General features: G+C 34.9%; 9 protein-coding genes. 4 read left to right on the forward strand and 5 right to left on the reverse strand.

Annotated elements, in window-relative coordinates:
- Positions 1 to 6 precede the first annotated feature (6 nt).
- From ACP5QL_RS05720 to recF, 4 genes are read right to left on the reverse strand one after another with little or no spacing between them, the layout of a single operon-like run.
- Positions 7 to 762: a type 1 glutamine amidotransferase gene (locus tag ACP5QL_RS05720; RefSeq protein WP_012582439.1), complete on the reverse strand. Its 756-nt coding sequence runs from the start codon at positions 760 to 762 to the stop codon at positions 7 to 9.
- Positions 752 to 2086 (reverse strand): Mur ligase family protein, encoded by a 1335-nt coding sequence (locus tag ACP5QL_RS05725; protein ID WP_012582440.1) that lies wholly within the window; start codon positions 2084 to 2086, stop codon positions 752 to 754. Before ACP5QL_RS05725 ends, ACP5QL_RS05720 begins: the two co-directional genes overlap by 11 nt.
- On the reverse strand, positions 2067 to 5435 hold the full coding sequence (gene rgy / locus ACP5QL_RS05730) for a reverse gyrase (RefSeq protein ID WP_272996216.1): 3369 nt from the start codon (positions 5433 to 5435) through the stop codon (positions 2067 to 2069). The genes ACP5QL_RS05725 and rgy overlap by 20 nt, the downstream gene beginning before the upstream one ends.
- Before the next feature lies 1 nt (position 5436).
- Positions 5437 to 6459, reverse strand: a complete 1023-nt coding sequence (gene recF, locus ACP5QL_RS05735) for a DNA replication/repair protein RecF (protein ID WP_012582442.1) — start codon at positions 6457 to 6459, stop codon at positions 5437 to 5439.
- A gap of 197 nt (positions 6460 to 6656) precedes the next feature.
- Between recF and ACP5QL_RS05740 the strand changes: the two genes are divergently transcribed.
- The 3 genes from ACP5QL_RS05740 to dnaJ are packed head-to-tail and all read left to right on the forward strand — an operon-like array spanning position 6657 to position 10151.
- Positions 6657 to 7181, forward strand: a complete 525-nt coding sequence (locus ACP5QL_RS05740; RefSeq protein WP_012582443.1) for a nucleotide exchange factor GrpE — start codon at positions 6657 to 6659, stop codon at positions 7179 to 7181.
- Positions 7159 to 8982 carry a molecular chaperone DnaK gene (gene dnaK / locus ACP5QL_RS05745; RefSeq protein ID WP_273333933.1) on the forward strand — a complete coding sequence of 608 codons (1824 nt, stop codon included), beginning with the start codon at positions 7159 to 7161 and terminating at the stop codon, positions 8980 to 8982. Before ACP5QL_RS05740 ends, dnaK begins: the two co-directional genes overlap by 23 nt.
- Before the next feature lie 2 nt (positions 8983 to 8984).
- Positions 8985 to 10151, forward strand: coding sequence for a molecular chaperone DnaJ (gene dnaJ, locus ACP5QL_RS05750; protein WP_428126011.1), 1167 nt, complete (start codon positions 8985 to 8987; stop codon positions 10149 to 10151).
- 84 nt (positions 10152 to 10235) lie between these two features.
- Here the strand turns inward: dnaJ and ACP5QL_RS05755 are convergent, their stop codons facing one another.
- Complete coding sequence (locus ACP5QL_RS05755; protein WP_428126013.1) at positions 10236 to 11327, reverse strand: hypothetical protein; 1092 nt, start codon at positions 11325 to 11327, stop codon at positions 10236 to 10238.
- Positions 11328 to 11567: 240 nt separating this feature from the next.
- Between ACP5QL_RS05755 and lexA the strand changes: the two genes are divergently transcribed.
- Positions 11568 to 12167, forward strand: a complete 600-nt coding sequence (lexA, locus tag ACP5QL_RS05760) for a transcriptional repressor LexA (RefSeq protein ID WP_012582447.1) — start codon at positions 11568 to 11570, stop codon at positions 12165 to 12167.
- Positions 12168 to 12241: the final 74 nt, after the last annotated feature.

The raw sequence follows: 12241 nt of genomic DNA on the forward strand, positions 1-12241 counted from the left end.
CCCTAATTAGAGGGAAAGCCTAAAATAAAGCTTTCCCTCTCTTAAAATTTTTTTCTTTACCCTTTCATGAGCAAGCATTTCTTCACAATCGTTTAATTCAGGTAAATTAATCTCTTTTTTATATTTTCTTTCAAGGGCTTTTTTAATGATATAATCCGCAAGGTGAGGATTTTTTGAAAGAATGGGACCATGTAGATAAGTTCCAATAAGGTTTTTATAAACTAATCCCTCTTTTTCATCTTTTCCATTATTTCCAAATCCTTTCATAACCCTTCCTAAGGGCTCATAATCATGATAAGTTCTTCCCCCATGATTTTCAAAACCCACAATAGTCTTTGTTTTCAAAGGCAAATTGCTCTCTATTAAAATATTGCCTATTAATCTTCCTTTTTCTGCCCTCGTATAAAAATCTAATATGGAAAGCCCCTCAATCTTATTTCCATAGGCATCAAGATAATATCTACCCAAAAGCTGATATCCTCCGCATACTGCAAGGATACAAGCTCCATCTTCAACCATATCTTTTAAAAGACTTCTAAATTTAAAAAGATGAGAATAAAGTATTTCTTGCTCCCTATCGGATCCTCCTCCAAGAAAAATTATATCTGCATCCTCTAAATCTTTCTCATCATCCCTAGTAAAATTTACAATATCTGCTTTTATACCTCTCCACTTTAATCTCCTTTCAAAAACAATAATATTCCCCCTATCCCCATATAAATTCAAAAGATCAGGATACATATGGTATATTTTAAGCTCCATCTTTAACCTTTCCTATTAGAATTTTTCTACTTTTAAAAAGAGCAGTATAAGTAGGAAGTATATAAGTTTTACAAGGAAAAGAGATAGAATAATCTATAGCCTTTTTCAAATTTTCTTCAAGTTGAAGTTTCTCACGAGGAATCTCCGCATACTTTAATCTCACCAGAAGATCCTCTCCTCTAGTACCCGAAACAATAATCTTTTGTATTCCCTTTAGATCATTTATCTTCTCAAAATCCACATCCCATATCCAAGAAACATCTCTTCCATCGGCAATATTATCATTCAGAATAAGAAGAAGAACTTTTTCCTCTTTATCGTCCTTAATAGTATCTAAAACCTGATTATATCCAGCAGGATTTTTAACAAGAACTATTATTCTATCAAATCCCCTATAAATAAATCTTTCAAGCCTTCCCAATTTAAATTCGAATTTAGAAATTATATTAGAAGTCTCTAAAGGATCAAAATTAAGAAATCTCAAGATAGAATAAGCAGACAAGACATTATAAAGGTTATATACTCCGGGATACTTAAAGGTAAGATCATATTTTTTACTTTTTTCCGATATCTCTATAGTCCATATTCCATTTAAATGGGCAGAAGAGATATAAAAATCATATTCAGGATTTTTAAAACCACACTCGCAACTATACTTTCCCAATTGAGAATAGTTAAAAAACTCATAATTTAACTTCCTACCACAAAAGGGACAATATATACTCTCCTTTATTCCTTCTACTCCTTCCCTTATCTTTACTCCAATCCCATAAAAAATCTTTCTATTAGAAAGCCTTGAAAACCTTGCTACAAAAGGATCATCCGCATTTAGAATAAGGGTGGTATTTTCTTTTATGGAATTTAATATTTTATTTACTGTAATATCAATCTCTCCATAACGATCGAGTTGATCTCTGAAAAAATTAGTTATTACCACATATTGGGGCAACAAATCCTTATATACATAAGGGAAAACACCTTCGTCTACTTCAAAGGTTCCAAAATCAAAAACCCCTGAATTCTTAATATAGGATGTAGCAATACCACTTTTTAAATTTGCTCCTTCCAAATTCCCTATTACTTTGTATCCTTTGCTTCTTATCACATAATTTAAAAGATTATTCGTAGTAGTCTTCCCATTGGTCCCAGTGATTAGAATTCTTATTCCTATTCTTTTTGAAATTTCTTTTAAAAAATCAGGATATATCTTTAAGGCAACCTTTCCAGGAAAGGTAGTAGCATCCAGGTTAAGAATTTTCATAGAATAGTATATTAACTTACCTACAAATAAAGCAAAATAAAATCTAAACTTTTTCAAGCTCATTTCTTAAACTTTTAAGAATTTCTTGATAATCCCTCTCTCCATTTTCAACCTTATCCATCAGCTCTTCTAATTCTCGAGTAAAATCCTCCCTCACAAAACGAAACTTCTCTTGGTCCGAATTAAGATATTGATAGACCTTCTCCCCTAAGGGTGTAGGTATGAGATATCCATTTTTCTCTATTACATATCCTCTCTCAAGGAGCCTACTTACAATAGTAGCATAAGTAGACGGTCTTCCAAGACCACGCTTTTTCATCTCTTCTACAAGAGAGCCTTGGGTAAACAATGGCACCTTAGGAATACTATAGAAGAACTTGTTATTAACTACATCTATCTCTCCCTCAGGTATTTTAGCAAGTTTAATAGGGAAGATTTTATCAAAACCATTTTGAACAACTTCTTCATAAACATCCAACTTTTGCTCTTTATCAATGGCTTTCACTAAAACCTCATATCCCCTTAATATCACATTTCTCATCTGAGAGGCAATAAACCGCTTAAAGACAAGATCATAAATCTTTAAGTGATCAGGAGTAAATCCTTCAAGCTCTCCCGAATATATCATGGCTTTAATATCTTCCACATCAAGAACCCTGGTAGGTCTAATACACTCATGGGCTCCACCTTCTCCCCAAGTTCTTCCCCTAAAATATTCCTCTCCAAATTGCTCATTTATATATTCTCTTGCCACATTTATTCCTGTATCCGATACCCTTGTAGAATCAGTACGATGATAAGTAATAAACCCTCTTTCAAAAAGTTCTTGAAGCACCTCCATAGTTCTTGAGACCGAAAGCTTAAACCTATCAGAAGCATCTTTTAATACGGCATCAGTAGTGTAGGGGGGAAGAGGACTCTTTTCTTCAACTTTCTCAGTCTCTTTTGTCACCTCTATATACTTAAGCTCATTGTAAAATTTTTGAGCTTCATCCTTATTTTCAAATTCAAATCTCAAATCAAGTCCATCTTTCTTTATTAATACTAAATATACTCTCTTCTTATTTTCCTTTGCCCTCTCAATTACCCATCCTAAAACAGGAGTTTGCACCCTTCCAGCAGAAAGATAGTTTTTGTAGAATATCCTCTGAATAAGTTGAGATAATTCAAAACCCACCCATCTATCAGATATCCTTCTTACCACTTGTGCCTTAACAAGATTTTCATCCACATCTCTATATTCTTTTAAAGAGTTAAGTATTGCCTTCTTAGTTACCTCATGAAATTCCATTCTTCTTATCTCTTTTGTAAAGGGAGAACATAAATTTTTAAGATCCCATGAGATCTTTTCTCCCTCTGTATCGGGATCAGTTGCCACAAGAATCATTTCAAATTCCTTGCTGGCATCCCTAATGCCAGAGATAATTTTTTCTTTTCCCTCTATAGGTTCGTAAACAGGTATAAATTTACCATTTTCAATAACCCCATAATAACCAATTTCTTTATTTAAATCCAAAATATGCCCAAAAGAAGCAGTAATAACTAAATATTTATCCTCAGTGATTACCTCAAAGAGTTCTTGTCCATTTACATTTCTTGAAATGGGTCTTCCAAAGAAATTTGCAATAGTCCATGCTTTATGAGGAGACTCCACAATAACCAATACAGGCTTCAGAAAGTCATCTCTTCTTCCTTCTTTTTTTCTAATTTTTTCTCTGTCTTCATCAATCTGTTTTAAAATTTCGTCAAGATTAACAGTATTTGACTCTTTAAAAATAATATCTGTGCTAAACCACCATCTACTCTTTCTTACTAAGTTATTAAAGACCTTTTTATCCTCTACAAGAATATAACTTAAACCCTTAGATATTCCTCCCACGTAGAGCCTTGAGGTCCTACCCGACGCCTGAAGATATCCAGTAATATCAGAAACCACAAGGACCCACTTCCCATTTTCCTCTCTTATGGCAATATCATCGGCACTTTTTATCTTTTCATAAACCTCAGGAGAAAGGATAAAAGCTTTTATAATATTTCTTAATTCCTCAACTTTATCCCTCGGAGGATTTAGCATAGATGAATATCTTTTTAAAGTCTTCATCCATCGGTCCAAATTAGCTACATGTTTTTCTAAATTCTTATCCCTAGCAACCAGAGGTCTTATAGAGGCAAGGGCTATAAGTAGATGCCTTACATTTCCTTCAAGATCAAGATTTACTACAATTTTGGGAACTCCATAAAAAATAGCATATCTTATAACCTCTGGAAGATCTAAGCCCCTAGCAAGAGGATTTCTATAAGAGGATATACCTATGAGAACAAAAATCTCACCTTTTTGATATTTTTCAAGAACCTCAGGAGTTAAATTGTCATAACTTTCTGCACTTATTCCTTCATTTATTAGTAAATTTTTAACTTCGTCTACATATTCCTTTCCGAAATCTGAAGAAAGGAACACAAGTCCACCTTTTCCTAATCTTTTTACCCTTTCCACAAGGGTTTTATTAAGATCTTCTACTTCCTCATATATATCTTCCACATTTCTTAAATAAAATACTGGCCTTCCCACATCAAAGGCAAGAAGTTCTTTAAATAACCTTATCCTCTCCGATTTTGGATTACTAGTGGCGGAGGAAACCACCATAACTCCTTTTGCCTTCTTAGCTATTTTTCTTACCTCTTCTTGCATTCTTTTAACTTCTTCTTCTCCATTTTTCCTCATACGTATATAACTCATGGTAAGGTTTATATCTTCTTCGCTAAAGCCAAGAAGATATAAAGCTTTATCAATATTCTTTGCAGTTTTTAAGAAAGAGTCCACATCATCCACAAATACAAAGCCAAAATCTTTAGGAATGATATCCACGTTTTTATAGAGAAACATAGAGGAGGTAATTAAAACTTTAAAATCACCCTTTTCTAATCTTTCTCTTTTTTCTTCCTTTTCTTTTTTAGTATCATCAAGACCAAATACAAGAAGATCTTCTTCCCTTATTTTGTCTTTTAACTTTTCATAGCTTTGAAGGATAAGAAGTCTTGTGGGAAGTATTATGTAAGATTTTTTATTTTTCTTAGCAAAATATAATGAAGTAGCAAGACCCCATGAAGTTTTACCTATTCCTGTAGGAGCAAGGAGAGCAAAAGATCTTCCAAGAAGAAGTTTTTTAGCCCAAAATTTTTGAAGTTCCCAAGGTTCAAAACCAACAAAGCTCTTAAATACTCTTTCCCATTCACCATATTTTTTCTTTAAAGAGCAAAGATCATAATCCTCTTCTTTAATATGATTACATAAGACTTCTTGCGGAACTTCTTTAGGAAGACATTTTTCACAGAGAAGCCCCGCAAGAAGTCTCTCTGAAGCTATATCTCCACCACAGTTAGGACAAAGATTCTTAAAAATCGCTTCTATCAAGCTATCCCTCCAAAGTTAGACCTATATTATAGGCACCAAGAAGTGGAGATAAACTTGCAATTATAACTTGCCCAGACAAATGGGATATAAATTTCTCAAGTAAGTGTGGATCTAACACATTAACGGGATCATCAAAGAGAAATACAGGCTCATATAATTTTGTTTCCTCTATAAGCTTCCTAAAGGCAAGGACCAAGGAGAGATAAAGTAATCTTTTTTGCCCTTCGGAGGCAAAGTACTTGGCAGGATTTCCTTTGTAATAGAAGGTATAGTCATCGTGTACGTGAGGACCTACTGTAGTTATACCTCTTGCTATATCCTCCTCAATATAATCCACTATATTTTTACCCTTGAATTCAGAGATATATTCCACTTTAAACATGGGATCAAGATATTTAGATAACTCTTTTATCATAGTCTCTCTTTTCTCAACTATTTTTTCAGCCAAGGGCTGCATCTCTTTTGCTAAGTATATCACATAATCTCTATCTATGTTCTCTTCTTTTAAAAGATCATTTCTCTCATCAAGAAGTTTCTCATAGTTTCTCAATATCTCATAATACTCAAGATCTAAAAGGGAGAAAATATCATCAAAGAAGTCTCTTCTTTGAGTTGCATAGCCATCTATCATAGCATAATCTTTAAAACTAAAAGGAATAGCTATAAATATCTCTTGTATATCCCTAAATCTCTTTACTTTAAATCCATCAAGATATGCTATCTTTTCCTTTTTTATTTCATCATGATGATAGCTAATAGTAATCTCATGAGACTCATTTCCACTTAAAATTTTACCATTTATTTCAAAAAACTTTTCTCCAAGTTTTATAAGTTGATGATCTCTTGCCCCCCTAAAAGATCTTGGATTAGATAAATAAGCAACTGCCTCAAGAATAGAAGTCTTTCCTGAACCATTAGGACCATATATTACATTAATTCCATCCTTAAAATTAGTTTTAAAATCGGAGAAATTTCTAAAATTCCTCAAATAGATACTCTCTATGACCATTCTCTTTTTCTCCATTTTTTCACCCCCCTAATAGTAATTTTAAGATATATATATTTTGTCTATATATATTTTATAAAAATGAGTAAAAAAGTCAATGAGAACTATTATAAAACAACTTAACTTGACATTTTAAATATAAATTATAAACTTATAAATGGTTTAGCACTCTTATTGTTAGACTGCTAAATATAACTTGAAGAGGTGAAATAAAAATGGAAGAAAAGGATCTAATAGAGAATGAAGAAAAGGAAAAAACCGAAGAATATGTCCCTAATGAATGGGAGATAAAGTATGTAAGGCTTCAAGCAGAATTTGAAAACTTTCGTCAAAGACTAAGAAGGGAAAAAGAAGAATGGCAAGAAATTGCTAATGCAAGACTTTTGAAAGAGATTGTAGAAATAATGGACAACTTTCAACTTGCTTTAGAATCTATAAAGCATACAAGAAAGAAAGATGCCATAATAGAAGGTGTACAGATGATATATAAACAATTTGAGAATCTTCTGGAAAAAGAGGGTGTAGTAAAAATGGAAACAATAGGTAAAAATTTTGATCCTAATTTGCATGAGGCAGTAGGAATAGAAGAAGTTTCTGATGGAGAGGACAATGTCATTTTAAAAGAAATCTCTCCTGGTTATTTATTCAAAAACAGATTACTAAGACCTGCAAGGGTTATAGTCTCAAAAAAGATACAAAAAAAGGAGGTAGATGAACATGGCGAAGATAGTAGGAATTGATTTAGGAACTACAAACTCTCTAATTGCATATCTTGAAGGTGGAAGGCCTGTGATAATACCAAACGCAGAGGGAAGTAGACTAACCCCCTCCATTGTTGCCTTTACCAAAGATGGACAACTTCTTGTAGGAGAGCCTGCCAAAAGACAAGCAATTGTTAATGCAGAAAGAACTATAAGATCTATTAAAAGACATATGGGAACAAACTATAAGGTAAAGATTGATGATAAGGAGTACACTCCTCAAGAGATATCAGCAATGATTTTAAGAAAGCTAAAAAGGGATGCAGAAGCATATCTTGGTGAGCCCATAGAAAAGGCAGTAATAACTGTACCTGCATACTTCTCTGATGCTCAGAGGCAAGCTACAAAGGATGCAGGAGCTATCGCAGGGCTTGAGGTAGTAAGAATAATTAATGAACCTACAGCTGCAGCTCTTGCTTATGGGCTTGATAAAGAGGGACATCAAAAGATTTTGGTCTTTGACCTTGGTGGCGGTACCTTTGATGTATCCATCTTAGAAATTGGAGAAGGAGTATTTGAAGTAATAGCTACTGCAGGAAATAATAGACTTGGCGGAGATGACTTTGATGAAAGGATTGTAAACTGGCTGATTGAAAACTTCATGGAAGAACATGGAATTAATTTAAGAGAGGATAAAACTGCCCTACAGAGACTATATGAGGCAGCTGAAAAAGCAAAGATTGAGCTTTCCTCAAAATTACAAACAGAAATCAATCTTCCTTTCATTGCAATGAAAGGAAATACTCCATTACATCTTTCCTATACATTGACCAGAGCAAAATTTGAAGAATTAACCTATGACTTGGTAGAAAAAACCAAAGAGCCTACCGAAAGAGCCTTGAAAGATGCAGGTCTTTCTCCATCTCAAATTGACAAGATAATCCTTGTGGGTGGAGCAACAAGAATGCCATGTATACAGGAATGGATAAAGAAACACTTTGGAAAAGAACCTCAAAGAAATGTTAACCCTGATGAGGCAGTAGCTCTTGGTGCAGCTATTCAGGCAGGAGTAATAGGTGGAGAAATAAGAGATATTGTGCTTGTGGATGTAACTCCTCTTTCCCTCGGTATTGAAACCCTTGGTGGTGTGTTTACAAAAATAATTGAAAGAAATACTCCTATTCCCGTTTCCAAGAGCCAGATCTTTACTACTGCAGCAGATTATCAAACCAGTGTAGAGATTCATGTATTACAAGGTGAAAGAGCCCTCGCAAAAGATAATATCAGCCTTGGAAGATTTATCTTAGATGGAATTCCACCTGCTCCTCGTGGAGTGCCCCAAATTGAAGTAACCTTTGATATTGATGTAAACGGGATTGTTCATGTCTCTGCAAAGGATAAAGCAACAGGAAGAGAGCAAAGAATAACCATTTCTAACGCCATAAGACTTTCTGAAGCTGAAATTAAGAGAATGACAGAAGAAGCAAAGAGATTTGAAGAGGAAGATAGAAAGAGAAGAGAAGAGATTGAAACCAAAAACCAAGCAGAACATCTTATATATACTGCAAGAAAAACTCTAAAAGATTACGGAGATAAGGTGAGTAAAGACATAGTACAGAAGGTAGAAGATAAAATAAAGAACTTAGAAGAATTAATTAAACCCGAAAGAATAAACGTAGAACAGGTTAGAAAAGGCATGGAAGAACTTACTCAAACCCTTGGAGAGATAGGACAATTTATGTATCAATCAGCAGGAAGTACTGCAGGAAATCCGGGACAAGGACAAAGCACTGAAAATCCCGGAGGAAAAACCATAGACGGAGACTATAAGGTGAACTAATTATGCCTGGGAAAAAAGATTATTATGAAATCCTGGGTGTGCCAAGAAATGCCACCCAGGATGAAATAAAACAGGCATATAGAAGATTAGTAAGACAATACCACCCAGATCTAAATAAAGATCCGGGTGCCCAGGAAAAATTCAAAGAAATTAACGAAGCTTATGAGGTACTCTCTGACCCTCAAAAAAGAGCTCAATATGACCAATTTGGAAGTGTAGGGGATTTTTCAGGATATGGAGATTTCCAAGGAAATTGGCAACCGGGAGGTTTTGATTTTGGAGATTTAGGAAGAAATTTTGAAGATATCTTTGAAAGCTTCTTTGGAGACAGTATATTTGGAGATCTATTTGGAAGAAGAAGAGAAAGAGAGAAAGCCCCGAGAAAAGGGCAAGATCTAAGGTATGATATAAACATTACCTTGGAAGAAGCAGCCTTTGGAGGAAATAAAGAAATATATATAACAAGGCTTGAAACCTGTCCTACCTGTAAAGGAACAGGGGTAGAACCAGGAACAAGCCCCATAAAATGTGATATGTGTAATGGAACAGGACAGGTAAGAAATATGAGACAAACCCCCTTTGGCCAATTTGTTCAAATAACCACATGCCCTAAATGCCATGGTACAGGACAAATAATAACCAACCCATGCCATGAATGCCATGGTACAGGAAAAGTAAGGAAAAAAAGAAAAATTGAATTTAAGATACCAGCAGGAGTTGATGAAGGATACGTGATAAGGCTTCCAGGAGAGGGAGAGCCAGGTGAAAATGGAGGCCCAAATGGAGATATATACATTCATGTCCGTATAATTCCCCACAAAATATTTAAAAGAGAGAATGAAAATATTTGGATGGAACTTCCTTTAGATTACCTTATTGCCCTCCTTGGAGGAGAGGTAGAAGTACCCACCTTGGAAGGTAAGGAGAAAATCTACATAAAGCCTGGAACTCAAACAGGCGAAATAATCACCCTAAAGGGCAAAGGAATACCATATCTTAGGAACAAAAATCAAAGAGGGGATCAAAAAATTGTTGTAAAAATTACTGTACCCCAAAGCTTATCCCAAAAGGAAAAGGAACTCCTTCTCGAGATAGCAAAAATCAGAGGAATAAATGTGGAAAATAATAAAGGGTTTTTTGAGCAAATAAAGGAAGCTTTCAAGAAGTGATCTGTTTCATTTTCCAATATAAAGGAAAAAGTAGTAAAAAATAAAAAGCCCTCCCCACATGGGGAGGGCTTACGGTTTCAGTAATTAGAATCCAATCATTAACTTGCTCTCTGCGTAGAATTTACCTCTTACATCTACGCCCCAGAAATTATTTGCACCTGTGAGATTTCCTCTATTGAAGCCGTTAGCGCTATAATCATCATAATTAAAGCCATAGCCTAAGAGTAAGTCATGGGATACTCCACCACCAAGACTTACAGACCATTTTGCAAATCCACCAAAGAGAGTATCTGGACCATTTGCTAAGGCTGCACCAAGAGATAAGGATCCAACTGGTACAGGAGCAGAAGCAGAAACATAACCAAATATTGTATAAGTTTCAGCTGTATTGTATTCTGCATATACGGTTGTATTGGGTACTACTTTGTCAGCAGTAACAGAAACTTTGAAAGTCTTTGCCTGAAGTTTATAATTTCCATCTACAGTCACTTTTCCTCCAACAGCTTTAACTGTTGCTCCAATAAGTTGCTCAGGATTACTTGCAGCCTCACCATATACTGTTAAGGATACAGGAGCTGTAACTGGAGTTACAGATCCACCTACTGCCCAAGCACTTATTGTAGTATATGTAGCATCCTTATTAATTAAGCCGTAGAGGGATACGCTTACTGGTGTAGATAAAGAGGCCTCAGCTTTTACAGCAAGAGCCGCATCAGCCCATAAATTAGATTTCCCCCAGGTATCCGCTGGAGCGTATGCTACAGTCACTTTAACAGGTGCCACATCGGCAACCACACTTATAGCAGTGGAAGATACAACATTACCAACCAAGCTTGTAGAAAGGCCACCAAAGGTTCCTTTATAGAAGCTCAAAGTTAATGGAGTATTGAATACTTTTGCAAAAGTGATTGTTCCAGTTGGAGATGCACTCCCACTAAAATCATAAGGTAGATTTACATTAAAGGTTGCATTCACGCTACCAAGATTAGAGCTTCCAGAAAGGGAGAAAGTTAAGCTTCCAGAACCCCAAGTACCCCATGCAAACCCATAACCATCAGAGAAAGGTAGAAATCTTGTATGAAAACCTACACCTATCCAGCTTGATGTACTAACATTAGCAGCAAATGCAGGAACCACTAAAAGAGCTAAAACTAACAACCATACAAATCTCTTCATTTTTCCTTGACCCCCTTAGGATTTTTTTTATAATTTTTTATAACTCACTGGTAAGTTTCGAAACCTTACCTTACCAGCCTACTTTTTTTGAGTGGCACCTAAAGGTCTTCTCTTCACCTCCTTTCTTGCCACCCAAAAAAGCTTTAACTGATTGTTATTTTACTAAAAATCTTTTTTATGTCAAGTACTCAATAATCACCTTACTCCATGAATAAGTAAAATGATATAATCAAAACAGAAATGTCCAAAAGTATTTTAAGTAAAAAACAAAAAGAAGTATTAGACTTTATAACCTCTTTTTGGAAAAAGGAGGGAAGAATTCCCACAGTAAGAGAGGTTTCAAAGGCTCTTGGCTTAAATTCCTCAGGTTCAGGATACTTCCATATGAAAGCCCTTGTAGAAAAAGGATATCTATCTCAGGATAAAAAGGGCAGATTTTATTTAAGAAATCTAATAAATGAAGAAATAATTTATCTTCCCCTTGTAGGGACCATTAAAGCAGGAATTCCCGTAGAATCCCCTGAATATGTAGATGAATATATTCCTGTTCCTAAAAGCTTTGTAAAAATTCCTGAAAAATCCTTTTTATTAAAGGTTAAAGGGGATAGTATGGAAGGAGCACACATCCTTGACGGAGATCTTATTATCGTACAAAAGCAAGATATCGCTCAAAAAGGAGAAATTGTGGTAGCACTAAAAGATGGGGAATCTACGGTAAAATTCTTATCAGAAAACTATGGCATCCCTTGTTTAAAACCCGCAAACCCAAGATATTCTGAAATATATCCTCCATTTAAGATAATTGGAAAAGTAATTGGAGTAATAAGACTTTTCAAATAAAAAGCAAAATGTTATAATTTAAACAAAGATTTTGGGCGAGGAGAAAAAGGAGAACCGCCCTGACTCTTTTAGGG

Origin of the sequence: Dictyoglomus sp. (genome assembly GCF_049968615.1) — a bacterium.
GTDB classification, from domain to species: Bacteria; Dictyoglomota; Dictyoglomia; order Dictyoglomales; family Dictyoglomaceae; genus Dictyoglomus; species Dictyoglomus turgidum.